Annotated in this window: 28 protein-coding genes; 13 read left to right on the forward strand and 15 right to left on the reverse strand. The window is 56.2% G+C overall.

Going from position 1 to position 25,445, the window contains the following annotated elements:
• Positions 1-73 precede the first annotated feature (73 nt).
• The 3 genes from KKW20_RS06405 (at position 74) to KKW20_RS06415 (ending at position 3,267) form a co-directional block, all read left to right on the forward strand.
• Complete coding sequence (locus KKW20_RS06405) at positions 74-1,075, forward strand: DctP family TRAP transporter solute-binding subunit (RefSeq protein WP_214567046.1); 1,002 nt, start codon at positions 74-76, stop codon at positions 1,073-1,075.
• Between the two features lie 116 nt (positions 1,076-1,191).
• Positions 1,192-1,872 carry a TRAP transporter small permease gene (locus KKW20_RS06410; RefSeq protein WP_214567047.1) on the forward strand — a complete coding sequence of 227 codons (681 nt, stop codon included), beginning with the start codon at positions 1,192-1,194 and terminating at the stop codon, positions 1,870-1,872.
• A 3-nt stretch (positions 1,873-1,875) separates the two neighbouring features.
• A complete protein-coding gene (locus KKW20_RS06415) occupies positions 1,876-3,267 on the forward strand; it encodes a TRAP transporter large permease (protein WP_214567048.1) in 1,392 nt (463 codons plus the stop codon).
• A 148-nt stretch (positions 3,268-3,415) separates the two neighbouring features.
• Here KKW20_RS06415 and KKW20_RS06420 read toward each other — a convergent pair whose 3' ends face one another.
• The 6 genes from KKW20_RS06420 to KKW20_RS06445 form a co-directional block, all read right to left on the reverse strand.
• Complete coding sequence (locus tag KKW20_RS06420) at positions 3,416-3,610, reverse strand: YgaP family membrane protein (protein WP_214567049.1); 195 nt, start codon at positions 3,608-3,610, stop codon at positions 3,416-3,418.
• Positions 3,611-3,706: 96 nt separating this feature from the next.
• Positions 3,707-4,366 carry a Crp/Fnr family transcriptional regulator gene (locus KKW20_RS06425; RefSeq protein WP_214567050.1) on the reverse strand — a complete coding sequence of 220 codons (660 nt, stop codon included), beginning with the start codon at positions 4,364-4,366 and terminating at the stop codon, positions 3,707-3,709.
• 136 nt (positions 4,367-4,502) lie between these two features.
• Complete coding sequence (mmsB, locus tag KKW20_RS06430; RefSeq protein ID WP_214567051.1) at positions 4,503-5,375, reverse strand: 3-hydroxyisobutyrate dehydrogenase; 873 nt, start codon at positions 5,373-5,375, stop codon at positions 4,503-4,505.
• A 12-nt stretch (positions 5,376-5,387) separates the two neighbouring features.
• Positions 5,388-6,416: an enoyl-CoA hydratase/isomerase family protein gene (locus KKW20_RS06435; RefSeq protein ID WP_214567052.1), complete on the reverse strand. Its 1,029-nt coding sequence runs from the start codon at positions 6,414-6,416 to the stop codon at positions 5,388-5,390.
• Entirely contained in the window at positions 6,416-7,567 is a 1,152-nt protein-coding gene (locus tag KKW20_RS06440; protein ID WP_214567053.1) for an acyl-CoA dehydrogenase family protein, read from the reverse strand. Before KKW20_RS06440 ends, KKW20_RS06435 begins: the two co-directional genes overlap by 1 nt.
• A 139-nt stretch (positions 7,568-7,706) precedes the next feature.
• Positions 7,707-8,840 (reverse strand): carboxylate-amine ligase, encoded by a 1,134-nt coding sequence (locus KKW20_RS06445; RefSeq protein ID WP_214567054.1) that lies wholly within the window; start codon positions 8,838-8,840, stop codon positions 7,707-7,709.
• A gap of 272 nt (positions 8,841-9,112) precedes the next feature.
• Here KKW20_RS06445 and KKW20_RS06450 point away from each other — a divergent pair, with 272 nt between their 5' ends.
• On the forward strand, positions 9,113-9,550 hold the full coding sequence (locus KKW20_RS06450) for a hypothetical protein (protein WP_214567055.1): 438 nt from the start codon (positions 9,113-9,115) through the stop codon (positions 9,548-9,550).
• Here the strand turns inward: KKW20_RS06450 and KKW20_RS06455 are convergent.
• Both KKW20_RS06455 and KKW20_RS06460 read right to left on the reverse strand, forming a co-directional pair.
• Positions 9,489-10,028: a hypothetical protein gene (locus KKW20_RS06455; protein ID WP_214567056.1), complete on the reverse strand. Its 540-nt coding sequence runs from the start codon at positions 10,026-10,028 to the stop codon at positions 9,489-9,491. The genes KKW20_RS06450 and KKW20_RS06455 overlap by 62 nt on opposite strands.
• 335 nt (positions 10,029-10,363) lie before the next feature.
• On the reverse strand, positions 10,364-11,863 hold the full coding sequence (locus KKW20_RS06460) for a CoA-acylating methylmalonate-semialdehyde dehydrogenase (protein ID WP_214567057.1): 1,500 nt from the start codon (positions 11,861-11,863) through the stop codon (positions 10,364-10,366).
• Positions 11,864-12,080: 217 nt separating this feature from the next.
• Here KKW20_RS06460 and KKW20_RS06465 point away from each other — a divergent pair, with 217 nt between their 5' ends.
• The 4 genes from KKW20_RS06465 (at position 12,081) to KKW20_RS06480 (ending at position 14,840) form a co-directional block, all read left to right on the forward strand.
• Positions 12,081-12,992, forward strand: coding sequence for a LysR family transcriptional regulator (locus KKW20_RS06465; protein WP_214567058.1), 912 nt, complete (start codon positions 12,081-12,083; stop codon positions 12,990-12,992).
• Positions 12,993-13,167: 175 nt separating this feature from the next.
• A complete protein-coding gene (locus tag KKW20_RS06470; protein ID WP_214567059.1) occupies positions 13,168-13,602 on the forward strand; it encodes a CBS domain-containing protein in 435 nt (144 codons plus the stop codon).
• A gap of 125 nt (positions 13,603-13,727) precedes the next feature.
• Positions 13,728-14,219, forward strand: a complete 492-nt coding sequence (gene coaD / locus KKW20_RS06475) for a pantetheine-phosphate adenylyltransferase (RefSeq protein WP_214567060.1) — start codon at positions 13,728-13,730, stop codon at positions 14,217-14,219.
• Positions 14,220-14,240: 21 nt separating this feature from the next.
• On the forward strand, positions 14,241-14,840 hold the full coding sequence (locus tag KKW20_RS06480; protein ID WP_214567061.1) for a glutathione S-transferase family protein: 600 nt from the start codon (positions 14,241-14,243) through the stop codon (positions 14,838-14,840).
• A gap of 99 nt (positions 14,841-14,939) precedes the next feature.
• On the opposite strand, the gene gap (KKW20_RS06485) is transcribed toward KKW20_RS06480, so the two are convergent.
• Positions 14,940-15,941, reverse strand: coding sequence for a type I glyceraldehyde-3-phosphate dehydrogenase (gene gap, locus KKW20_RS06485; protein ID WP_214567062.1), 1,002 nt, complete (start codon positions 15,939-15,941; stop codon positions 14,940-14,942).
• Between the two features lie 190 nt (positions 15,942-16,131).
• Positions 16,132-16,275, reverse strand: coding sequence for a hypothetical protein (locus KKW20_RS06490; RefSeq protein ID WP_214567063.1), 144 nt, complete (start codon positions 16,273-16,275; stop codon positions 16,132-16,134).
• 288 nt (positions 16,276-16,563) lie between these two features.
• On the opposite strand from KKW20_RS06490, the gene KKW20_RS06495 reads away from it, so the two are divergent.
• The gene (locus KKW20_RS06495) at positions 16,564-16,974 is read left to right on the forward strand and encodes a MarR family winged helix-turn-helix transcriptional regulator (protein WP_246534488.1); all 411 of its coding nucleotides are present in this window, start codon (positions 16,564-16,566) and stop codon (positions 16,972-16,974) included.
• A gap of 1 nt (position 16,975) precedes the next feature.
• The gene (locus KKW20_RS06500) at positions 16,976-17,599 is read left to right on the forward strand and encodes a cysteine hydrolase family protein (protein ID WP_214567065.1); all 624 of its coding nucleotides are present in this window, start codon (positions 16,976-16,978) and stop codon (positions 17,597-17,599) included.
• 130 nt (positions 17,600-17,729) lie between these two features.
• Here the strand turns inward: KKW20_RS06500 and gap (KKW20_RS06505) are convergent, their stop codons facing one another.
• Positions 17,730-18,728, reverse strand: a complete 999-nt coding sequence (gap, locus tag KKW20_RS06505) for a type I glyceraldehyde-3-phosphate dehydrogenase (RefSeq protein WP_214567066.1) — start codon at positions 18,726-18,728, stop codon at positions 17,730-17,732.
• A 321-nt stretch (positions 18,729-19,049) separates the two neighbouring features.
• On the opposite strand from gap (KKW20_RS06505), the gene KKW20_RS06510 reads away from it, so the two are divergent.
• Positions 19,050-20,012 carry a DUF808 domain-containing protein gene (locus KKW20_RS06510; protein ID WP_214567067.1) on the forward strand — a complete coding sequence of 321 codons (963 nt, stop codon included), beginning with the start codon at positions 19,050-19,052 and terminating at the stop codon, positions 20,010-20,012.
• Positions 20,013-20,065: 53 nt separating this feature from the next.
• On the opposite strand, the gene KKW20_RS06515 is transcribed toward KKW20_RS06510, so the two are convergent.
• Together KKW20_RS06515 and tkt are read right to left on the reverse strand one after the other, a co-directional pair.
• Complete coding sequence (locus tag KKW20_RS06515; RefSeq protein WP_214567068.1) at positions 20,066-20,917, reverse strand: DMT family transporter; 852 nt, start codon at positions 20,915-20,917, stop codon at positions 20,066-20,068.
• A gap of 379 nt (positions 20,918-21,296) precedes the next feature.
• The gene (tkt, locus tag KKW20_RS06520) at positions 21,297-23,321 is read right to left on the reverse strand and encodes a transketolase (RefSeq protein ID WP_214567069.1); all 2,025 of its coding nucleotides are present in this window, start codon (positions 23,319-23,321) and stop codon (positions 21,297-21,299) included.
• A gap of 238 nt (positions 23,322-23,559) precedes the next feature.
• Here tkt and KKW20_RS06525 point away from each other — a divergent pair, with 238 nt between their 5' ends.
• Together KKW20_RS06525 and KKW20_RS06530 are read left to right on the forward strand one after the other, a co-directional pair.
• Positions 23,560-24,054, forward strand: coding sequence for a hypothetical protein (locus KKW20_RS06525; RefSeq protein ID WP_214567070.1), 495 nt, complete (start codon positions 23,560-23,562; stop codon positions 24,052-24,054).
• Positions 24,047-24,433 (forward strand): cell division protein ZapA, encoded by a 387-nt coding sequence (locus KKW20_RS06530; protein ID WP_214567071.1) that lies wholly within the window; start codon positions 24,047-24,049, stop codon positions 24,431-24,433. The genes KKW20_RS06525 and KKW20_RS06530 overlap by 8 nt, the downstream gene beginning before the upstream one ends.
• An 86-nt stretch (positions 24,434-24,519) precedes the next feature.
• Here the strand turns inward: KKW20_RS06530 and grxD are convergent, their stop codons facing one another.
• Positions 24,520-24,882, reverse strand: coding sequence for a Grx4 family monothiol glutaredoxin (gene grxD, locus KKW20_RS06535; RefSeq protein WP_214567072.1), 363 nt, complete (start codon positions 24,880-24,882; stop codon positions 24,520-24,522).
• Between the two features lie 123 nt (positions 24,883-25,005).
• On the reverse strand, positions 25,006-25,242 hold the full coding sequence (locus tag KKW20_RS06540; RefSeq protein ID WP_214567073.1) for a BolA family protein: 237 nt from the start codon (positions 25,240-25,242) through the stop codon (positions 25,006-25,008).
• Positions 25,243-25,445 lie beyond the last annotated feature (203 nt).

The raw sequence follows: 25,445 nt of genomic DNA on the forward strand, positions 1-25,445 counted from the left end.
CATCCCACATGGCCCAATAGCCCCAACATCCGTTTCGGGATGTAGGAAGATATTCTGTCTGGGAGGACACCACATGAAATTCCTTACGATGGCCGCATCTGCGCTGGCCCTGACCGTTTCAATGGGCACCGCAAACGCCGCCTGTGACGACGGCGAGATTGTGATCAAGTTCAGCCACGTAACCAACGCCGACAAGCACCCCAAAGGGATCGCGGCGTCTTTGCTGGCGGACCGTGTGAACAAAGAGATGGACGGCAAGGCGTGCATGGAAGTGTACCCGAACTCGACCCTTTATAACGACAACCAAGTGCTTGAGGCGATGCTGCAAGGCGACGTTCAGATGGCCGCGCCAAGCCTGTCGAAATTCGAAGCCTTCACCAAGAAATTCCGCATTTTTGACCTGCCGTTCATGTTCAAAAACATGGATGCTGTGGATGCGTTCCAACAGTCGGAAACCGGTCAGGCGATGAAAGAAAGCATGACCCGTCGTGGTCTGTTGGGCCTGGCGTTCTGGCACAATGGTCTGAAGCAGTTTTCAGCCAACAAACCGCTTGAGCTGCCGACGGATGCGGCTGGCCTGAAATTCCGTGTTCAAACCTCGGACGTGCTGGTGGCACAGATGGAAGCCATCGGGGCAAGCCCACAGCCAATGGCATTTTCCGAAGTTTACGGCGCGCTGCAAACCGGCGTTGTGGATGGTCAGGAAAACACCTGGTCGAACATCTACGGCAAAAAGTTCTTTGAGGTTCAGGACGGCGTGACCGAGACCAACCACGGCATCATTGATTACCTCGTTGTGACCAATGTTGACTGGTGGGAAGGTCTGCCCGCCGATGTGCGTGACCAGCTGTCCACCATCATGAGCGAAGTGTCCAAAACCCGCAACGGCGAAGCCTTTGCTGTGAATGAAGCCGCCAAGCAATCTGTCATCGATGCCGGCAGCACCGTGCGCCAATTGACCGCTGAACAGCGCGCGGCCTGGGTTGCCGCGATGAAGCCAGTTTGGTCGAAGTTTGAAGGCGACGTCGGCGCCGAAAACATCGAAGCTGCGCAAAAAATCAACGGAATGCACTAAGCATCCCTTCCGGGGCCTGCCACGCGCGGGCCCCGAACACTCTTGAATATCCGACAAAAATTTCCTGCACGATAGTTGCACCCCGCCGCATCAGGCGACGTAAGGGGAGGGGACAGATGAGCCATTCATCCACACTAAAACACGGGTTCGAAGAGACGGCGATTGCGCTGCTTTTGGGCTTGATGACGATGATCACCTTTGTAAATGTTGTGCTGCGTTATCTGTTCAACAGTTCTATCATCTGGGGGCTGGAGGTCACGTTGATCCTGTTTGCCTGGCTGGTTTTGCTGGGCGTGAGCTACGGCGTGAAAGTCACCGCCCATCTTGGGGTGGATGCGCTGACCAACATCATGTCGCCGGGCTGGCGCAAGGCCGTGGCGTTGATGGCAGGGGCCGTTTGCATCGTCTATTCCTTCCTGCTTTTGAAAGGCGCGTGGGATTACTGGGCGCCTTATGCCGAACTCAGCCGCACCTCTGGTCGCTGGTTTCCCACCGGGTTTGAACAGACCCGCGGGCAAAGCTTTTACATCACCGATCAGGTGCCGATGCCGGGGATCCTGCGTTTCTTGGAAGACTGGATCAACTACGGTGAGACCTATGACAAGCTGCCGCGTGTGGTGCCTTATATCATCCTGCCCGTTGGCACGGCGCTTTTGCTTTTCCGCTTTGTGCAGGCCACGATCCGCATCTGGACCGGGGCGCAAGACAGCCTGATCGTCAGCCACGAAGTGGAAGATGAGATCGAACAGCTGCAAGCCGACCATGATGCCACCGAACATACAAAATCAGGGACCTGACCCATGGATGTACTCTTTCTTTTCCTAATGGTTGTTGGGTTCTTGATGCTCGGCGTGCCGATTGCGGTGTCGCTGGGGATGAGCTCGATCATCTTCCTTTTGCTCTTTTCTGAAACCTCGCTGGCGTCAGTTGCGCAAAGTTTCTATCAGGCCCAGGCGGGGCACTATACCCTTCTGGCGATCCCGTTTTTCATCCTCGCCTCAAGCTTTATGTCAACCGGCGGCGTGGCGCAGCGGATCATCCGTTTCTCCATCGCTTGTGTGGGGCATATGCGCGGCGGTCTGGCGATTGCGGGTGTCTTTGCCTGTATGCTGTTTGCCGCCTTGTCCGGGTCAAGCCCGGCGACGGTTGTGGCGATCGGGACCATTGTCATCGCGGCGATGCAACAGGTGGGGTACTCAAAAGATTTCGCCGCGGGCGTGATCTGTAACGCGGGCACCTTGGGCATCCTCATTCCACCTTCCATCGTGATGGTGGTCTATGCCTCGGCGGTCGAAGTTTCCGTGGGCCGGATGTTCCTTGCGGGCGTTATTCCCGGGCTGTTGGCCGGCATCATGCTGATGATCGCCATCTATGTCATCGCCACCATCCGCAATATGCCAAAAGGCGAGTTCGGCGGCTGGAAAGAGGTGTTCGCCAGCTTTTCAGACGCGGTCTGGGGGCTTTTGCTGATCGTGATCATCATGGTTGGCATCTACGGCATTCCCGGCATCACCGGCGCGCTTTTCACCCCAACAGAAGCCGCCGCTGTGGCCTCGGTCTACGCCTTTCTTGTTGCGACCTTCATCTACCGCGATATGGGCCCCTTGGCGGACAAAGGTGAGGGTAAAAAGACGCTGTTGCAAAAGCCACAGGCGCTGATCACAGCCTTTTTCCACGAAGACACCCGCAAGACGTTGTTTGATGCGGGCAAGCTGACCATCACCCTGATGTTCATCATCGCCAACGCGCTGATCCTAAAGCATGTTCTGACCGATGAGCAGATCCCACAACAAATCGCAGGCGCGATGCTGTCGGCGGGCTTTGGCAAGATTATGTTCCTGATCATCGTGAACATCATCCTGCTGATCGGTGGTCAATTTATGGAACCCTCGGGCCTGATCGTGATCGTCGCGCCTCTGGTCTTTCCCATCGCGATTGAGCTTGGCGTGGACCCGATCCACCTTGGCATCATCATGGTGGTGAACATGGAGATCGGCATGATCACACCACCTGTGGGTCTCAACCTTTTTGTGACCTCTGGCGTGGCCGGGATGCCGATGATGAAAGTGGTGAAAGCGGCCCTTCCGTTCCTCGCCGTGCTCTTCGTCTTCCTGATCATGGTGACCTATATTCCGTTCCTCTCAACTTGGTTGCCAACCACATTGATGGGACCAGAGATCATCACGAAATAGAAAAGGCGGGGATGATCTCCCCGCCGCACTCTCTACTTCAAAAGACGCAAACCTTAGTGGGGGTCAGGGCTGGAATGTCCTGGCCCCCAATCACTTGTTACAACCTAAATCCGTTCTACAAGGCAAAGGTTGCGAAATCGAAAACAAGTCACTGTTTCAGCTTGCAGGTCTTGATGCCCAGAAGCGAATAGGCCGGGCAGCTGCCGATCAGGCCTGTGACCAATGGCACAATACCGATCAGCGCCCAAATCGGCCCGCCTGCGAATGCGTACCAACCGATCAGGGCCAAACCTGCGACAATGCGAAGGATACGGTCGATGGAACCAGCGTTTTTCTTAAACATGAGATTGTCCTTTCTGTCTGTTGCCCCAGTGTTAAGACGGCGCGCGCAGAAAGGCATGTGACCCTGTCACACAGAAATGGATTTTAGAGACCGCCGTTACATCGCAGGCCCGCGCCGCAACTCCTCTAGCTCCGCGCGGTTTAACGCAATCACCGTGCCGCGCTCATGGCCAACCAAGCCCGCCTGCGCCATTTTGTCCAAGCGTCGCGACACAACTTCGCGCGCGGTGCCAATGGCGGTGGCAATCTCGGCTTGGGTCATCTTTAGGCAATTGTCCGGCCCCGCCCGGTCCAGAATAAGGGCCGCCAACCGCGCCTCAACCGACATAAAACTCACATTCTCAATCAGTTGCATCATCGCCTGCATCCGGTCGGCAAAGGCCCCAAACACCATACGGCGAAACTTGGGTGAGCTGTCGATCAGTGCAAAAAACACATCGCGTGGGATCAACACCATTTTTGTTGCTGTCTCTGCAGTGGCTTCGCCAGTGTAATCCTCGCCGCCCAACAGACCCAATGTGGATTGAATACAGCTTTGCCCCGGCGCGACCCGATAGAGCAGAATATCGCGCCCATTTGGCCCCACAAGATTAACATCGACCTGTCCAGAGAGTACAAACACATAGCCTTTCACCGCCTCACCGGGGCAGAAAAGCACCGCCCCTTTGGGTACGGACATCGGCGACAATGTGTCCAGTAATGCCCGCGCGGGCGCTTCCAGTTGCGCGATATCCAAAGTGTCTTGGGTCCAGCTCATGGGGGATGCCTCCGGCGGGGATATTTAAGACAAGAAAAAAGCCGATACGCAGCGTTTCCTTTTTCTTGCTGAAAATACCTCGGGGGTACAAGGGGGCAGCGCCCCCTTGCTTGGGTTTGCGACTGAATTTGGGCTGTTAGCCGCGGCCGCGTTTTTCAAAGCGCGGCAGCATGGCTGAGAAATCCATGCCCAAGCCGTCTTCATCCTCAACGAAATCCGTGTAAAGCTCGGTCGCGCGTTGACCCATTGGGGTGTCCGCATCCACCGCTTCTGCGGCTTGCTGGCTCAGGCGCAAATCCTTGAGCATCAGCTCAGACGCAAAGCCGGGTTTATAGTCGTTGTCAGCGGGCGAGGCTGGCCCCACACCGGGCGCCGGGCAATAGGCGTTCATGGTCCAGCTGTAACCAGATGAGGTCGACACAACGTCAAACATTTTTTGCCGGTCCAGACCCAATTTATCCGCCAAAGCAAAGGCTTCACAGGTGCCGGCCATGGTGATTCCAAGGATCATATTGTTACAGATTTTTGCCGCTTGGCCCGCACCGCTTTCCCCGCAATGCACCGCTTTTTGACCCATAATGTCAAAGAGCGGATCAGCCTTGGCAAAGGCGTCTGCCGAGCCACCTGCCATAAAGGTCAGCGTGCCGCCAGCGGCCCCGCCAACGCCGCCGGACACCGGCGCATCCACCGCCAAAAGCCCGGCCGCCACGGCCTGTTTTGCCACCGCGCGCGCGCTTTCCACGTCAACGGTTGAGCAATCGACAAAAGCTGCGCCTTTTTCCATCACCGGTATAATCTCATTGGCCACCGCACGAAGGATATTGCCGTTGGGCAACATGGTCACCACCACATCCGCGCCTTTGACAGCATTCGCCCCGGTGTCGGCCATGCTCACGCCGTCAATGGCCACATCTGCCATATCAAAACCCGTGACCTCATGCCCCGCTTTGGCAAGATTTGCAGCCATCGGGCCACCCATATTCCCAAGTCCAATAAATCCGATTTTCATGGCGTTCTCTCCTTAAAAACTCAGTTCTTTGTCGCCCAAAGGGGCGAGCATATTGTCCACCGCGTCAGGCGGCAAATTGTCCAGCGTGTGTTTCCAGTTCGGGGCGCGATCTTTGTCGATCACCGCCGCCCGAATGCCTTCGATCAGGTCCGATTGTGCCAGCGCGCGATAGACAAACCGGTATTCCAGCATCAGCGCGGGCCGGACATGACCTTCGTCTTGCAAACGGTGAATGATATCGACCGCGCAGGCCATCGACAGCGGCGAGTTCCGCTCCAGCAGCTCCAAGGTGTTGGTCGCAAACTGGCTGTCTTCTGCGCGCAGTGACGCGATGATGGCCGGCAGGCTGCGCCCGCCAAAATGCGCATCAATCATTGGCTGCATCGCTGAGAGATTGCCGGGAATGGGCGGGATTTCCGCCTCATGTATATGGCTCGGATCCCCCGTCCGTTCCAGATCGGCAATCAACGCAGGCCACTGGGCTTGCGGGATCACATGGTCGGCAAATCCGGCGTGAATGGCATCCCCCGGCGCCAGTCGCGCCCCGGTGATGCCGATGTATTCGCCCAGATGCCCGGGCGCTTGGGCAAGGATCAACGACCCGCCCACATCCGGCACCAGACCAATGCCACATTCCGGCATCGCCATGCGGGACGAGCGCGCCATGACGCGGTGCGACCCATGACAGCCAACGCCCACACCGCCGCCCATGGTGAAGCCCTGCATAAAGCTGACAATCGGCTTGGGGAATTCATAAAGCCGCGCGTTCATGCGGTATTCATCGCGCCAAAACGCTTGCGCGCGACTGTGATCGCCGGATTTTCCGATGTCGTAAATCTCGCGAATATCACCGCCCGCACAAAACGCCCGATCCCCTTCGGCATCAATGATGATCAAATGCACGTCAGGGTCATCGACCCATGCAATCAGGGCCTCATCAATCGCCAAACACATCTCATAGCTTAGCGCATTTAACGCGTCTGGGCGGGTCAGAGTGATCCGCCCCGCCTTGCCAGATTTTCGAATAGAAATGTCCGCCATCAGCCGCGATCGCGTTCAGTCAACAGTTGGCGGGCAACGATCAAGCGCATGATTTCATTGGTGCCTTCCAGAATTTGGTGCACCCGCAAATCACGGACAATCTTCTCGATCCCATAGTCAGACAGATAGCCGTAGCCGCCGTGCAATTGCAGACATCCATTGGCCACATCAAAGGCCGCATCGGTGACCATCAGCTTGGCCATGGCGCAAAACTTTGACGCGTCATGGGTTTTGTTGTCGAGCTTCCACGCCGCTTGGCGCAGGAAAGTGCGCGCCGCTTGCAGGCGGGTTTCATATTCCGCCAGACGGAATTGCAACGCTTGGAATTGGTCGATGGTTTTGCCAAAGGCCTTGCGTTCGCCCATGTATTGCAGGGTCAGGTCCAGCGCCTTTTGTGCGCCCCCCAATGCCCCTGCGGAAATGTTCAAACGTCCGCCATCAAGGCCGGCCATTGCGTAAGAAAAGCCTTTGCCTTCCTCGCCCAAAAGGTTCTCGGCCGGGACCGCGCAATCGTCGAATTGAACCTGCGATGTGGGTTGGGCTTTCCAGCCCATTTTGCGTTCATTGGCGCCAAAGCTCAGACCCTTTGTGCCGTCTTCCACAACCAAGGTCGAAATCCCCTTGGGGCCGTCGTCGCCGGTGCGGCACATGGTGACGTAAACGTCGGAATACCCGCCGCCCGAAATGAAGGCTTTGTTGCCGTTCATCACATAGCCACCTTCGGTCTTTTCCGCGCGGGTTTTAAGGGCGGCTGCGTCCGATCCTGACCCCGGTTCGGTCAGGCAATAAGAGAATATTTTCTCCATCGAACACAGATCAGGCAGCCATTTCTGCTTGTCCTCTTCCTTGCCGAATTTGTCGATCATCCCGCCGCACATATTGTGGATCGACAGAAACGATCCCGCCGCGGGGCAGGACATCGCCAAAGCCTCAAACACCAATGTCGCATCCAGACGCGTCAGGCCAGATCCACCATATTCTTCAGACACATACAGCCCGCCAAAGCCCAGTTCCGCCAGACCTTTCCACAGCTCTTTCGGGATCGTGCCTTCGGCTTCCCATTTCTCAGCGTAAGGCGCGATGTTCTCTTCGCCGAAGCCTTTGGCCATATCAAAAATGAGGGTTTGTTCCTCGGAAAGCGCGAAATCCATGCTGTCTTCTCCCGTCCGCAAATGTTCAGAACCGTCTATACAGCGCAATTCTTACAGGAGTTTTTCAAGAGGGACAAAGACAGCACGGCGGGCCTGTCATTTTCCCCTACGTCACTTGTCGCTCGCGGCTTGGAACGCCCTATAAATCCGCGTGATATTCTTCAATCAGATGGCGCACCACGTCTTTTAAGGCCTCATTCACCGGCTTTTCGGCCTGAAGACTGTTCACGTAAACGGCGCGCTGCCGTTCAGACGAGGTCCCCTGGGTTAAAATCTCGCGCGCGGCTTCAATTTCGGCGGTGGATCCCAAGGCCTCGGCATCTTCTGCGGTCAGCTCAAACATCTCATCAAGAAGCTGATCAAAGGGCGTGATCTCCCCCAACCCGAAATCAATCAACCCCGCCGTGGTGCCATAGCGTTGCGCGCGCCAGCGGTTTTCAGAAATCAGGAAATTGTCATAGGTGCGCCAGCGTTGGTTTTGCTGCTTCAGCCGCCATAACATCCGGGTCAGCGCCTGGATCAAAGCGGCCAGCGACAGGGTGTGTTCAAGGCGCGGTTGCACATCACAAATCCGCGCCTCCAATGTGGGAAACCGGGCCGAGGGGCGCAAATCCCACCAAATCTTGGAACTGTCTTCAATCACGCCAATGTCCACCAACGCCTGAACCGACCGTTCATATTCCGACCAACTGCTCAGATGTGGCGGCAAACCGGTGCGGGGCAGATTGTCAAATACGCTCAGACGGTAACTGGCCAGCCCCGTGTCTTCGCCCTGCCAAAACGGCGAACTGGACGACAGCGCCAGCAAATGCGGCAGGAAATAACTCAGTTGGTTCATCACATCGATGCGCGTGTCCGGGGTGGGCAGCCCCACATGAACATGCATCCCGCAAATCAACATCCGCCGCACCACCCCGGCCAAATCCCGGCGCAGATCGTTGTAACGGTCCTTGTCCACATGGTGCTGATCTTTCCAATCGGCAAACGGGTGACATGAGGCGGCAATCGGCGCGAGGTTATATTTCGCGGCGTGTTTGGACACGCCGGCACGCAGGTGTTTCAAATCCTCGCGCGCCTCACCAACGCCTTCACAGACCTTGGTGCCGATCTCAATTTGACACTGTAAAAATTCCGGGCTGACCTGATCACCAAGTTCCGCCAGACAGTCCTGCATCATTTCATTTGGCGCGCGGGCCAGCTCAAGACTATCGCGATCCACCAACAGGTATTCTTCTTCGACGCCAATGGTGAACGGTGGTTCCTGATGTGCCATATGTGCCCCCCCTTTTCATGCCGTTTTGCCGCCCAAAAAGCGCCGCAACCCTTCGCGGTTTCAGCTTTGCAGGATTTTGTGAAGGGGGCAAGCAATGGTGGTTGGCGTGGTGTGCGCCCGCCGCACGCAGTGGCCTGTACGATTGCCATGGCCTGTACGATTGCCATGGCCTGTACGATTGCCATGGCCTGTACGGTTGCCACAAAATACTCTATTATAGGGGGTGTTGACCACGGCTCACTTCCTTTTTGCTCACCTTGTTGGGACCGCCCATGCCGCAATCTGTGACCTATTTCCCAGACCACAAACTGGTTTACCTTCACGTTTGGGGGACGGTTTCCATCACATCTTTGGCGGCGCGTATGGCAGAGTGGATGTATGAGTTTTCGGTGCCCACGGGGTATAATTGCCTGACAGACACCCGAGGGATCGAGGCGGTGGATCGCGCGGCGGATGGGGTCAAGGAACTGGTGAATATGCAGGCGCGCGTCTATCAAGATACCCCGTCGCCCCAACACAGCGCCATTTTCGCCAACAGCCCGGTGGGATTTGTCCTTGGGCGCCTGTTTGAACAAAACGCCGAAGGGGTGCTTCGCGAAAAGATTCAGGTGTTTCGATCGGAACGCGACGCCCTTGGTTTTATTGGCGTTAAGGCAGACAGCGTCGACGCATATTTAGCATCTCTTCCAGCGGGGCGGACAGCGACCTGAACGGCGCGTTTGTCGACCCGGCCAAGGGGGCTGACGGCCCAGCTTGCGCATCATCGCGTTCGTCGTTCAATGCGGTGATCAACATGGGAACCGTTGTTTCGCGGCGCCCCAGAAAAGACATTGCCTCTGCGGCGTCCCGGCTCACCAAAAACTCCGACGGGAGGCGGTCTTGCGCAATTTGCTCAAACATCCGACAGGTGCCAAACGCCAGATCCCCCGGCGCCCAAAACGCATATTTGCGCGGCACGGGATGGGCGCGATACAGTGCTTCTGTTGTGCTGACCAATGCCGAGATCGAAGCATAAGAGCTTTCGATATCCGTGGTTTCAGACAGGTCGATAAAGGTGTCAAACTCGCTATTGATCTGCAGCGTGTCGCGCAGCGATGGCAGGATTTTTTTCAAGCGCATCACATCCAGCGCCCCTTCGAGGCGCAAATAGATCAGCTGGCTTGCAGGGTAGAAAATACCGTGGGGCATGTTACAGGTCTCGTTACAAAGCACTACTTTAGGTTGCTCTTACATCCTAAAGGTTAGTGAGAGGCTGTGTCGACTATATTCTTGATTTATATAAAAATATTACGGGTTAATCTTGCTAAATGCAATTAACTTGTGGGGATATGAAAGGAAATTCGGTGCTTTGACCCGGAATTTAATCACTTTCAGGTTGTGCTTTGGCGCCAGAAAACCGTCCGCAGGCCGCATGACACAAAAAAACGCCCCAAAGCAAATGCTCGGGGCGTTTAAATTTTGGGTTAAGGCGTTTCGACTGATCCCTGTTTCTGGTTCAATTCGAAACGCTTTAGCGAAAGGGGTTAGTCCATCGCTTTAAAGTTAAACTCGCCACCTTCTTTGATGCCCGATGGCCAGCGCGAGGTCACGGTTTTGGTGCGGGTATAGAACTTGAACGCATCTGGTCCGTGCTGGTTCAGATCGCCAAAGCCCGACTTTTTCCAGCCGCCAAAGGTGTGATAAGCCAATGGCACAGGGATTGGCACGTTGATGCCGACCATACCGATGTTGATCCGGTTGGCAAAGTCACGCGCGGTGTCGCCGTCACGGGTATAGATCGCGGTGCCATTGCCGTATTCGTGGTCAATCGCCATATTGATCGCTTCTTCGTAAGTCTCAGCGCGCACCATCGACAGAACCGGTCCAAAGATCTCTTGCTTATAGATGTCCATGTCGGTGGTCACATTGTCGAACAGGTGTGGCCCGACAAAGAACCCGTCTTCATAGCCCTGCAGATTAAAGTCGCGGTTGTCCACAACCAGCTCGGCCCCTTGGTCCACACCGGTCTGGATCAGACGCAGGATGTTTTCTTTGGCAGCAGAGGTCACAACGGGGCCGTAATCCACGTCGTCGCCAGCGGTGTAAGGTGCCACTTTCAGCTTCTCAATGCGTGGGATCAGACGTTCACGCAGCGCATTTGCCGCCTCTTCGCCTACAGGAACCGCCACCGAGATCGCCATGCAGCGTTCGCCAGCCGCGCCAAAACCGGCGCCAATCAGCGCATCGGCCGCTTGGTCCATGTCTGCGTCAGGCATGATGATCATGTGGTTTTTCGCGCCACCAAAACATTGCGCACGTTTGCCGTTGGCTGTGGCGCGCGAATAGATGTAATGGGCAATCGGGGTGGATCCCACAAAGGCCACCGCTTGCACGGTTTCATTGTCAAGGATCGCATCCACCGCGTCTTTGTCGCCGTTGATCACCTGCAACACACCATCAGGCAGACCGGCTTCTTTGCACAAAGCGGCCAGCATCAAAGGCACCGATGGGTCACGCTCGGATGGTTTCAGGATCATCGCGTTGCCGGAGGCCAGCGCAGGGCCCATGCCCCACAGCGGGATCATCGCAGGAAAGTTGAACGGGGTGATCGAGGCCACAACACCGAGAGGCTGTTTCATGGAATACATGTCGATGCCGGGGCCCGCGGAATCCGTGAATTCGCCCTTCAACATTTGGGCGGCACCGATGCAATATTCGATCACTTCCAAACCGCGCTGAACGTCGCCTTTGGCGTCAGGGATGGTTTTGCCGTGCTCACGCGACAGCGCTTCGGCCAGCTTGTCCATATCGCGGTTGATCAGATGCACCAAAGCCATCATCACACGACCGCGTTTTTGCGGGTTTGTGGCGCCCCAAGCTTTTTGCGCTTTGGCTGCGTCAACGACAGCGGCGTCCAATTCGGCTTTGGTGGCCAGGGCAACCTGTGCCTGCACTTCGCCGGTGGCGGGGTTGTAAACGTCAGCGGTACGGCCTGATGTGCCGTCGACCAGTTGACCATTGATCCAGTGACCAAGTTTTTCCATGAGTGTTCTCCCAATAAATCTGGGGGCAAATTAGCCTTGCATTCATGCAGTGAAAAGGGGCAGTTTCCCAAAAGGGTTTTGCAAATTTGCAAAATGCGGAGCGGGAAACCTGTGGGGCAGGGTAAGGGGCGCTGCCCCTCGGCTTACAGCCTCACCCCGAGGTATTGGGCGCAAGAAAAAGAAATGGGCTGCGGCTGCGTGGGACGGGGCGTGTGATATGGACTGGGATGATCTCAAGGTGTTTTTGGCGGTGGCGCGTGATGAAAGCCTGTCGCGGGCGGGCAAAACGCTGCGGCGGGATGCGGCCACGGTGGGGCGGCGGGTGTCAAAGCTTGAGACGGATCTGAACACGCGGCTGTTTATGAAATCCCCGCAAGGCTATGCGTTGACCGAAGCGGGATCGCGGTTGTTGGCCCACGCAGAACGGGCGGAGCAGGCGGTTTTATCTGGCGCGGATGAGCTTAAGGGGCAGTCGGGGCAACTCTCTGGGCAGGTACGTATTGGCGCCACGGATGGCTGTGCGAGCTATATCCTGCCGCAGGTTTGCGCGCGTATTCAGCGCGAACATCCGGAGCTGGAGTTGCAGATTGTCGCCTTGCCACGGGTGATCAACCTGTCAAAGCGCGAGGCGGATATGGCGATCACGGTCAGCCCGCCGCAAGCCGGCCGACTGACGGTGCAGCGGGTGACGGATTACCATCTGCATCTGGCGGCCAGTGGGGAGTATTTGCGCGACGCCCCGCCGCTGGAACGGTTAGAGGATCTCAAGGGACACCCGATTGTCGGCTATATCCAAGACATGATTTTCTATCCTGAACTCGACTTTCTGACCAAACTGGGCATTGACCGGGTACAGCTGGCCTCGAACCTTGTGGCGGTTCAGCTGGGCATGGTGCGGGAAGGCGGCGGGGTGGGGATCACCCATGATTTCATCCTGCCGTTTGCCCCAGATCTGAGGCGCGTGCTGAAAGATGCCCTGTCGATCACCCGATCCTTCTACCTTGTGCGCCACGAAGGCGATGCGCGGGTGGAACGCTTTCACCGTGTTGCCGAAGAGCTGGCACAGGGGATCCGCGACGAAGTGGCCCGATTAGAGGGGTTGGTGCCCCCTAATGCGTCCCGCCTTTAACCAGCGCAGGGAAACGGCGAAGCGGGCGAAACCTCTTCATGTTGTGGGCGGTTCGCCCAAAGCGCGGGATTTAAGTTTATGGCGGCACGCTTTAACTGATGGATGCTGCTTGACATATTGTTGCTTTAAGGGTGACGCTGGGGACATAAAATAAATTCACATCAGGAGAGCCAACATGCTCATCAGCCAAATTCTTCAAGACAAATCCATCGACGGTGTGGCCACCGTACAGCCCGGGTCCTCCGTTGGCGATGCGGTTAAGATGTTGTCGGACAAGAAAATCGGCGCGGTGATTGTGTCGAAAGACGGTGTGCATCCGGCCGGAATCCTGTCGGAACGCGACGTGGTCAGCGCGCTGGGATCCCAAGGCACCAGCTGTCTGGCCGATCCGGTCGACAGCATTATGACCGCCAAGCTGATCAGCTGTAAGCCGGGGGATCGCGCCATTCAGGTGCTGCAAACCATGACCGAAAAACGCTTTCGCCACATGCCGGTGATGGAAGGCGACGAAATGGTTGGCCTGGTGTCCATTGGCGATGTGGTCAAGGCGCGGCTGGATGAGCTGAGCCAACAGGCGGATGCGCTGAAAAACATGATCATGGGATACTGATCCCCAGCGAAGACCGCGTTCAAACGCATCTGGTGCCGCTACGTAGAAACACGTATCGGCGCCAAAACACTTGTAATACCACGCGCAATATAGTTGCGTGCGCCGGGTAAACAGGAGGCACAGATATGCGCGTTGGTCTTTACCCCGGAACCTTTGACCCGATCACCCTTGGGCACACCGACATCATTCGCCGCGGCTGTGCGCTGGTGGATCGTCTGGTGATTGGCGTGGCGATCAACACCGGCAAAGGGCCGATGTTTTCGCTTGAGGAACGTGTTGCGATGGTCGAGGCAGAATGCGCCAAACTGTCGGCGGAAACCGGAACCGAGATCATTGCCCACCCGTTTGAGAACCTCTTGATCCATTGCGCCAAAGATGTCGGCGCGCAGATCATCATCCGCGGCCTGCGGGCTGTGACGGATTTTGAGTATGAATATCAGATGGTTGGCATGAACCGCGCGATGGACAGCTCGGTTGAAACAGTGTTCCTGATGGCTGAGGCGAAATATCAGGCGATTGCATCGAAACTGGTGAAAGAGATCGCCAAGCTTGATGGGGACGTGTCGAAATTTGTCACACCTGAAGTGAAGGAAAAGCTGCTCGCCAAAATTGGCTGAGGGGAGCATCCGGTCGTTTCCATGATCTTATATTATTCAACGAATTCGCCTTTTGCCCGGGTCGCACGGATGGCTGCGAGAGAGTCCGGAAAAATGGCTGAGGTCGAAGAAAGGATGGCTGCGAACCGTGCTCCAGATAACCCTGTGCTGATCCACAGCCCTGTGGGGCGCGTGCCGACGCTGGTTGTCGGCGAGCTGGTGATCACAGAGGCGCGCTATATCTATGATTTTTTAACCAAAAAATCGACCAACCCCGACGTCGTTTCCATCCCGCCACTCGACGTCAAAGCTGTTTCTCAAGAGGGGCAGATCTTGGGTTTTATGGATGGAATTGCCTGTTGGGTGCGTGAAAACCGCCGTGAAATATCGATGCGATCGATGTTTCTTGTCGATGTCGAAAGGGACCGCTCTCTGCGTTGTTTGATGTCTCTTGAGCGGGTTGCACAGAAGATGGATTTGCCAGACTTTGCAACCTTTCGTGGTATGGCATTGGCGGCTGGGCTGGATTTGATGCAATCTAATGGGTTTCACCCCGATTGGCAGGCCAAGCACCCACATCTTGCAGGGTGGTTTAGCGAGGTCAAGCTCCGCCGCTCAATGATTGAAACGGCACCAGAGTAAACCATTGCGAGACGTCTGGTCTTGGTTATCCACGATGAAAAGCCGGAGAATGCCCCGGCTTTTCAGTGTAAAGCTTTGAGAATTCAGTGGGTTGGCCCCTTACAGAAACGTCCCCATCGCAACCGCCGTGTCCAGCATCCGATTGGAAAAGCCCCATTCATTGTCATACCAAGTCAGGATCCGGCACATGTTGCCGTCCATTACACGGGTCTGATCCGTGGCAAAGCTGGAGCTTGCGGGGTCGTGATTGAAGTCGATCGACACCAGCGGCTTGTCGGTCACGGCCAAAACCCCCTTCAGCGGGCCATCGCTGGCGGCGGCGCGGATGGCGGCGTTGATCTCTTCGACCGATGTGTCGCGGCTGGCCTCAAAGGTCAGGTCCACGCAGGATACATTCGGCGTTGGCACACGGATCGCCACCCCGTCCAATTTGCCCGCAAGTTCCGGCATCACCAGACCCACGGCCTTGGCCGCACCGGTGGTGGTGGGGATCATGCTCATCGCGGCAGCACGCGCGCGGTAAGGGTCGCTGTGCAGCGTGTCCAGCGTCGGCTGGTCGCCGGTATAAGAATGGATGGTGGTCATAAAGCCCTTGTTGATGCCAATCGCATCATTCAGAACTTTCACAACCGGGGTCAGGCAGTTTGTGGTGCAAGAGGCGTTCGACACATGCACGTCATTGGCGGTCAAATCACCGTGGTTCACCCCATACACAATGGTCTTATCCGCACCCGATGACGGGGCAGAGACCAACACGCGGCTGGACCCATTGCCCAGATGCACCAGCGCCTTGTCACCTTTGAAAATCCCGGTGCATTCCATCACGATGTCCACATCCGCCCAGGGCAGGTCATCGGGGTTGCGAATGGCGGTCACTTTGATCTTGCCACGGCCAGCGTCGATCCAATCTTCGCCAAAACTGACCGCGTGGGGAAACCGCCCATGCACAGAATCAAATTCCAGCAAATGCGCGTTCATCTCTACGGGCCCCAGATCGTTGATCGCGATCACTTCGATGTCGTCACGGCCCTGTTCCAACGCGGCGCGCAGCACCAGACGACCGATCCGGCCAAACCCATTGATTGCCACTTTAACCGTCATATGCGTGATCCTTCATGATCCGAAGTTTATATAAAATGCTAGCGCTAACATGTGCATTTTCAGCCAAAGGTCAAGCGAAACCGACCGTGGTCGGGGGATTTTACGCGGAATGTGAACGGTGATGGATCGCCCCAATCGGGGGGGCGTGGGTCAGGCGTTTACACAGGTTTATGACTGCCAGCCCTGGAGGTTAACGCCAAAAGGCCAACCATTCTGTGAATTCCGTGAACTTCTTGGCCAGAAATAACGAGTTTTCCCCGTCAAACAGGGTAAAATCCAGTCCGAAAAAGGCAACAATCACGATGCCGAGAAAGATGGCGATGGGGTTTGTCACGAATATGCTCCTGTCACATCGCCACAGTTTCGCAGTGTTGGCGGATGGGGGCAAGGGGGGCGTGTGGATGGGGGGCTGTGGATGCGGCGCGCATCGCTGCTTATGGGGGAGTGTGTTTGGGGGAAGGAATATGGCGCGGCTTTGGGCGGCAGATGGCGGCTATGAGTCCAGAGTGACGGATGCCGCGAACTGAACAAATGGCTGCACAGTCAGTCTTGACATTGTACATGTCATTATGACATTGATACTGTCATGATGAAGTCGGAGCAAATATACAAACTCATTTGGATGTCGCGCCCATTGATGCAGGCGGCGGAGAATGCTGTTGAGCTAGGACTGGATGGCACTGGGTTGACTGTTAGGACACGGGCCGTTCTGGAAATTCTCTACGCTGAAGATGAAGCTACCGTTCCTGCCATTGCGCAGAAACTTGAGATCAACAGACAATATGTTCAGTTAATGGTGAATGAGACCCTTGCGGATAATCTGACCGTCAGGTGCGAAAATCCCCGCCACAAGAAATCCGCCATCATTACATTGACTGATCAGGGGCGCGCGTTGATCAAAGATGTTATTGGCCGCGAAATGTCGCTTGTCAGATCAATGAGTGCGGGGCTGAACACCTCCGAGGTCGAAACCGCCCTCAAGGTTGTCACGGCGCTGATCGAGAAACTGAAATCAAATATAGAAAGCGATTGATATGATCTGGAGCCTACCAGCCCTCGCTATCTTCGGGGTAACCATTTGGTTTGTAAATGGTATTAGGCAGATTGGTGCGGTCAGTTCTGGCGACCCTATTGACGCGCGATCAGGCACTGCGCTGCTCATGATTGATCTTCAAACTGTTTTCTGGGACGCGGGCATATTCGATGAAACTGCAAGAGAAAATGCAAAGGCGCAGGTGCTGTCCGAGGTAGAGGCGGCCAAGTCCAGCGGTCTACCCGTCATCGCAGTGCGCCAGGAATGGTCTATTCCTTCGACCAAGGCCGTGGCGAGGCTGTTGATGAAAGGGCAAGCGATTGAAGGGACGCCGGGGACCGAACTAGCGACACCATTCGAAGATCTTGCCGACCACATTGTGGTGAAACGTGTTCAGGATGCGTTTGAGACCAAAGAACTCGATAGCCTCCTCGGGCAACTCGACGTCGGAAAACTTCGCATTGTTGGGCTGGACACGAATTACTGCGTTGCCAAGACGGCACTTGCGGCACGGCAGCGGGGATATGAGGTTGAGATCATCAGGCGGGGTGTTTTGTCAGCTGATCAACAGGGTGCGGAGAAAACACTCAATATGCTGAGCGAGAAGCAAGTGACGTTGAACTAAAATGACTGTCATGTGCCGAAAGCGGACCTTGGAACGCATGCAGCGACTTCACACAAAGCCCACACAGCCGCAAAAAAATACCCCCGGTGCATCGCAGCATCGGGGGTATTTCTTTAATATTTAAAGTGGCTTAAAGGCTGCCCATCTTCACGGCCAAATCGGCCATGCGGGTCGAAAAGCCCCATTCGTTGTCGTACCAACCCAGCACGCGCACCAGGCGGTTGCCGGTCACTTTGGTCTGGTCCGCGGCAAAGATTGCGCTTTCTTCCGAGTGGTTGAAGTCAATCGACACCAGCTCTTCGTCATTGTACCCCAGCACGCCTTTCATGGCGCCGTCAGAGGCGGCTTTCATCACCGCGTTCACCTCGTCCAGGGTCACGTCGCGTTCCGCCACAAAGGTCAGATCCACGGCAGAGACGTTCGGCGTGGGCACGCGCACGGCGGATCCATCCAGCTTGCCTTTCAGCGCCGGAAGCACTTCGCCCAAGGCGGCGGCCGCCCCGGTTGAGGTCGGGATCATCGACATCGCTGCCGCCCGCGCGCGGTACAGGTCCTTGTGGCGACGGTCCAGCGTGGGTTGGTCGCCGGTATAGGCATGGATTGTCGTCATAATGCCGCTGTCGATGCCAAAGGCGCCATGCAGCACCTTGGCCATCGGCGCCAAACAGTTGGTGGTGCAGGATCCGTTTGAAATCATCACGTCATCCGCGGTCAGCTCGTCATCATTCACACCGTAAACGATGGTTTTCTGCACGTTTTTGGCCGGCGCTGAGATCAGCACCTTTTTGGCACCCTGCACAATGTGCTGATGCGCCTTGTCGCCATCGTTGAAATTGCCGGTGCATTCCAGAACCACATCAACGCCAGACCAATCCAGCTCTTCCATATTATAGGTCGACATCATCTGCATCGGGCCTTGGCCCACATCCATTGTGCCCTCACCCAGGGTGATTTCGTTCGGAAAACGCCCATGAACCGAGTCGTATTTCAGCAGGTGTTTTGCTGTGTCCAGCGGCCCGGTGGCGTTCACTTTGACAACTTGAATGTCTGTGCGGCCAGACGCTGCGATTTGTGACAATGTGCAGCGGCCGATGCGACCAAAACCATTGATACCGACTTTAACGGTCATCGAATTACCCCTTGAGTTCCGGACCACGCCCCGCGGCCCTATAGAGACTTTGCGCAGGGTATAGACGGGCAGGCGGGTTGGTCCAACTCGGAAAACGCGATTGTTGCCAGCTTGTTAGCGAAAACATGACCTGTTAGCGCAAACCCGTGTGCCCCGGCCAACACCCGTAAGTGCATTCGTTAAATATCTTGGGGCGCAAACAGTCACGAAGTTGCGCAGCCGGGCGTGCAATCGGGGATCAAACGGTTGCCTGGGGCCGTACAATCGTTAGGATTCGCCCAAACACAGTCGCCGATCAGCACAAGAACGGGAAAAGATGACATGAGCGGATTAATTGCCCTACTTGATGACGTGGCCGGAATCGCCAAAGTCGCCGCCGCCTCCGTGGATGATGTCGCCGCCCAAGCCGCAAAAGCCGGGGTTAAAGCCGCCGGGGCCGTGATTGATGACGCCGCCGTGACCCCGAAATACGTGCAAGGCTTTGCCCCTGCGCGCGAGCTGCCCATTATCGGCCGTATCGCTTGGGGCTCGATCAAAAACAAGCTGCTGATCCTCTTGCCGGTCGCCCTCCTGCTCTCAACCTTCGCCCCTTGGCTGATCGCCCCATTGTTGATGCTGGGTGGGGCTTACCTGTGTTTTGAAGGCGCCGAAAAGGTCTGGCATGTGCTGTTCCCCACAGACCACACATGGGACCACGCGGAACATCCAAAAGGCGATCCCGCGCATCTTGAGGAAAGCAAAATCGCCGGCGCCATCAAAACCGATTTCATCTTGTCGGCCGAGATCATGACCATCATCCTCGCGGCCCTTCCCGACGGATCAATCTACGCCAAAGCGGGCGGGCTGGCGATTGCGGGTATTGGCATCACCGTGGCGGTTTACGGCGCGGTCGCGCTCATTGTGAAAATGGATGATTTTGGCCTGCTGCTGGCACGCTCTGGCCGCATGAAACTCACCCGCCGCTTTGGTCTGGGCCTGGTGCGGTTCATGCCCACGCTGATGAAGCTGTTGATGATCATCGGCACCGCCGCCATGATCTGGGTCGGTGGCTCGATCATCATCCACGGCTTGCACGAACTGGGAATGCACTGGCCCTATGAACCCATCCACCACATCGCCGAAAACGCGTCCCAACGGGTTCCACGCTTTGCGGGCTTTGTCACATGGGCCGTCACCGCCGCCCTTGATGGCGTGTTTGGCCTGATCCTCGGCGTGATGATCATCCCCGTCGCCACACGGATCATTGCCCCCATTTGGGCCGCCGTGTTCAAAGGCAACGCGTGACCCACGGCTCTTTTTTCTTGTCATAAATATCCCGGGGCAAGGGGCAGCGCCCCTTACTTTCGCGACCGCTGCAATAAGAAAAGCCCGCTGCTCACAATCACCGCACTGCCCAAAAGCGTCATCATATCCGGGCGCTCGCCAAAAAAGCTTACCCCAATCACCAGCGCAAAAAGCAACCGGGAATAGCGAAACGGCGTGACCACCGACACTTCCCCCACCCGCATCGCGCGGGTCAGCGCGGTATAGGCCACAACCCCCACAACGGTCGCCAAACCCACATAGCCACAGCTGGCCAAAGTCATCGGTTTAACCCCGCCAAAGCCGATCAACACCAGCCCCGCCGCCGTCAAAACCGCAAACCCCGCCACACCCAATTGGGCGGCGGTCATCGACACGGGGCTTGCGCGCGTCGCCAAATCGCGGCCCGCAAAGCCCAACAGCCCCAGGACGGCAAAAATCGACAAGGGATCAAACGCCTCCAACCCCGGGCGTAGAATCATCAAAACGCCGATAAACCCGGCAGAGATCGCCAGCCAGCGCCGCCAGCCGACCCGCTCTCCAAACACAAAAACCGCGCCCAAAGCCACCACCAAGGGCGTGGCCTGCAGGATCGCCGAGGCGCTTGAAATCGGCGTCAGCGCAATCGCCAACGCAAAGAACAACCGCCCGCCAATTTCAAACACGGACCGGATGATCAACACTTTCGACAGCAGATCCGGATGCAAAACCCGTTCCCCCTGCGCGCGCGCCGTTAGGGCAAAAACAACCAATCCCAAGGCGCCAAACAGCGCCACCGCCTGACCAATTGGAATGTCGCGGGCGGCGGCCTTTAGGGCCATATCCTCCAGCGCAAATAATCCCATTGCGAAAATCATGAAAAACGCGCCGCGCATATTGTCGGACATTTTGGGGCTTTCCCTTCGGTCTTGCTGAGGATCAGGCCGAACGATGGGCCGAAACCGCACAAAACGCGAAATCACACCGCCTGTAAACAGTTTAAAGTTTCGCGGAATGTTCCCTTTAAAGAGTTTACAGTTTTGGGGGTGAAATCTTTAAACAGTTTAATGTTTTGCGACATCGACCTTTAAACAGTTTAAGGCGTGTTGCGTTAAACCGGAAACAAAAATGCGCTGTCTTTCGCGGCGCTCAAACGCGTTTTTTGTTACATTCTTAAATCTGTAAAACGCAACACGCTTTAAAGAAAACGCCCCGCCAATAAGACGGGGCGTTTCAAGGATTTTCGATTTTCGGATGGGTCGGAATTCCCCCGAAATCTGATACCGTTTAGGCAAGCAAGGCTTTGGCTTTTTCGGCCACATTATCTGCCGTGATGCCGAATTTCTCGTACAAAACATCCGCAGGTGCAGAGGCGCCAAAGCCGGTCATGCCGACGAAATCCGCCTTGGCGTCGCGGCCACGTTCGCCCAAAAGCCAACGGTCCCAGCCGCCATCGCGCACGGCCGCTTCCACGCCCACACGGACGGGGCCAGCGGGCAGAACTTTGCGGCGATAGGCTTCGTCCTGCTGGGCGAAAAGCTCCATGCAGGGCATCGACACAACGCGGGTTCCGATGCCTTGGGCTTCGAGTTTCGCGCGCGCGTCCATCGCCAGCGACACTTCGGAACCGGTGGCGATCAGGATCACCTGACGCTTGCCGCATTCCGCATCCGCCAGCACGTAAGCCCCTTGTGATACAAGGTTTTTCTGTTTGTACTCGGTGCGCAGGGTCGGCAGGTTTTGACGGGTCAGAACCATGGTCGAGGGCACGTTTTTCTCGGTCAGCGCAATTTCCCAAGCCTCTGCGGTCTCTGCCGTATCGGCGGGACGGAAGGTAAAGCTGTTGGGGGTCGCGCGACAGATCGCCAGATGCTCAACCGGTTGGTGGGTTGGGCCATCTTCGCCCACGCCGATGCTGTCATGGGTCATGACAAACACGGTTGGGATGCCCATCAGGGCCGCCAAACGCATCGCAGGGCGCGCGTAATCGGTGAAGCAGAAGAAGGTGCCGCCGTAGGGACGCATTCCGCCGTGCAGCGCCATGCCGTTCATCGCCGCCGCCATGCCGTGTTCGCGAATGCCCCAATAGACGTAGCGCCCTTTGCGGTTGTCGGTGTCAAACACGCCAAGGTCTGCGGTTTTGGTGTTGTTTGATCCGGTCAAATCAGCAGATCCGCCGACGGTTTCACCCATCACCGGGTTGATCACGGCCAGCGCCATTTCGGAGGATTTCCGGGTGGCAACTTTGGGCTGTTCTTCGGCAACTTGTTTTTTCAGCTGACGGATCACAGCCGATAATTTCTTAGGTGCATCAAGGGCATAGGCGCGATTGAACTCGGCCTGTTTGCGTTCTGAAATGCTTGCGAAACGGGCTTCCCAGGCGGTGCGGGCCTCGGCGCCTTTGGCACCGATGGCTTCCCAAGCCGCTTTCACATTGGCCGGAATGGTGAAGGGATCTTGGGGGCAACCGTAGGCTTCTTTTGCGGCTTTCATCTGCTCAGGATCGGTCAGCGCGCCGTGACCTTTTGAGGTGTCCTGAGCGGCGTGACCCAGCGCGATATGCGTTTTGCACGCGATCATCGACGGCTTTTTGGTGGTCTTCGCTTTGGTGATGGCGGCGTCGATTTCTTCGGGGTTGTGCCCGTCGATTTCAATCACATGCCAGCCGGAGGCCTTAAAGCGCTGCACTTGGTTGGTGCGATCCGAAAGCGACACTTTGCCATCAATGGTGATGTCGTTGTTGTCCCAGAACACAATCAATTTGCCCAGCTCATGACGGCCGGCAATCCCGATTGCTTCTTGGCTGATGCCTTCCATCAGGCAACCGTCACCCGCAATCACGTAAGTATAGTGATCGACGATCTTTTTGCCGTAACGGGCGCGCTGAATTTCCTCTGCCATCGCAAAGCCAACCGCGTTGGAAATGCCCTGACCCAGCGGGCCGGTGGTGGTTTCAACGCCGGACACATGGCCAAATTCCGGGTGGCCTGCTGTGATCGCGCCCCACTGGCGGAAGTTTTTCAATTGCTCCAGCGTTACATCTTCATAGCCGGTCAGGTGCAGCAATGAATAGATCAACATCGAGCCGTGCCCTGCCGACAGGATGAACCGGTCACGGTCCGCCCAACGCGGCGCAGAGGCGTCAAACTTCAGGTGGTTTTCGTAAAGCACCGTGGCAACATCCGCCATGCCCATCGGCATGCCAGAGTGACCGGAATTGGCCGCAGCAACCGCATCCAGCGTCAAGGCGCGGATAGCAGCAGCTTTGTTCCAGTGGTCAGGGTGGTTCGAGCGAAGTGTAGCGATATCCAAGGCCCAGATCCTTTGGCTAGGGAAGGTTTGCAAGGGGTTTAACAGTGATTTTGCGTGGGTCAAGCCAAGGTGAGCCACTTGGGCCAAGTCTTTGGAAAACTGGACACAAACCAAGGGGCGCATTTCCCAAACGCTTTGGCTAATATGGGCGTAATTCCCCGCAAATGGCGATTCGCCTTGCCTTTGCGCCGATGAAAGCCAAAGGTCGGGGGCAACGTGATAGTAAACAGGGCAGAGAATGAGCGATATTTCCGAACTGGAGACACGCATCACCACCGCGCTGGAACGCATCAGCGCCGGTTTGGGCGCGCTTGCACCAGCAGGGGCCAGTGAGCCGGGCGAAGTGGCGGCATTGACCGCAGCGCTAGAGGAAGAGCGCACCGTGAATGCGCAACTCGAAGAGCGCGTGAAAGCGATTAAAGAAAAGCAAGACAGCACCGTGGAAACACTGGTGGGCGAAGTTGATCGCCTGCGTGCGCTGTTGGAAACCGAAGAACGTACATTGGCCAAGCTGCGCCAGGTGAACAACGATCTGCGGTCCAACAATGATGCGCTGCGTCAAGCGGTGAGCCAAGGTGTCGCGGAACCCCATCTGATCAACAAATCCATGATGGCAGAACTGGAAGGCCTGCGTGCGGCACAAAACGCCGACCGTGTGGAACTGGATGCGGTGCTGGGCGAATTGACCGGCTTGATCGAAGATGCCAACGCCAAGGAGAGTGCAGATGCCTGACGTGATTATCAAAATCGGCGGACGCGAATTTGATGTGGCCTGCCAAGAAGGCGAAGAGCATTTCCTGAAATCGGCCGCGGCGATGTTGGACGTTGAGGCCTCGGTTCTGGTGGGGCAGATTGCGCATCTGACCGAAAGCCGCCTGTTGTTGATGTCCGGGTTGATGCTCGCCGATAAAACCGCTGGTCTGGATGATAAATTGAAGATCGCTGAAAAGCAGATTGCGGATTTGCAGGCCGAGATGTCTGCACTGAAATCAGCGGATCCTGTAAAGGTTGAGGTCCCGGTGATCCCAGCGTCTGTGACCGACAGTTTGGCTGAAATTGCCGCCCGCGCCGAGGCGATGGCCAAGTCGGTTGAGGAAAAAGCCGCCGGATAATCGGCCGAAAAGCCAGCTGAATTCATGTGGAAAACAAAAAAGGGCGACCCATTAGGATCGCCCTTTTTTAATGATTGTTGAACGGCTTACGCGTTGGCTTCGCGGATTTTGTCCGCAGCGTCTTTTGAAAACGCGACGCCATTGTCGTCAAACAACGTGTCCAGCTCGCCCGACAACATCATTTCGGTGATGATGTCACAGCCCCCCACAAATTCGCCCTTGACGTAAAGCTGTGGGATGGTTGGCCAGTCAGAGTAATCTTTGATGCCCGAACGGATTTCTTCGTCTGCCAGCACATTCACGTCAGCGTAATCCACGCTCATGAAGTTCAAAACACCCGCCACGCGCGAGGAGAACCCGCACTGCGGCGCGTCTTTGGTGCCTTTCATGTAAAGCACAACATCGTTGGCTTTTACGGTTTCGTCGATACGGGTTTTTGCGTCAGTCATTGTCTTGGTCCTCACGCGCCTTGGCGCTTTTTTTCAATTGAGTGATATAGGGTCGCAGCTTCAGCAATACCAATCCGGAGAATATGGAAATAGCTGCAACTGAAACAACCCAATTCGGAAGGTTCATTCAGGCGCCTTTGTCGTCAGCGCCAGCGCGTGCAACTCTCCGCTGTGGATCTGCGCCTTCACCGTGGCATTGACCGCGCGTTGTTGTTGCACGCGGTTCATGCCGCGAAAGCTTTCGTCGATCACTTCGGCGGCCCAGTGGTTTCCGTCGCCCGCAAGGTCGGTGATGGTGATCTGGGCGTCGGGAAATCCCGCGCGGATCAGGTCTTCGATCTGTTGCGCTTCCATGGCCATGTGGCGTGATCCTTTATCAAGTCGCGTTTGGAATAAATCTAAGTCGGCAGGGCGGTGGCTTCAAGGTAAGAAGCGATGTTTTGCGGTTGACCGGGCTGTGGCCCCTCGGAATTTCAAAACTAGAAAACTAGAAAACTAGAAAACTAGAAAACTAGAAAACTAGAAAACTAGTTTTCCGGTATTTGTCGTCATCCCCTATATTT

Origin of the sequence: Aliiroseovarius lamellibrachiae, from assembly GCF_018599245.1 — a bacterium.
Lineage (GTDB): Bacteria > Pseudomonadota > Alphaproteobacteria > Rhodobacterales > Rhodobacteraceae > Aliiroseovarius > Aliiroseovarius lamellibrachiae.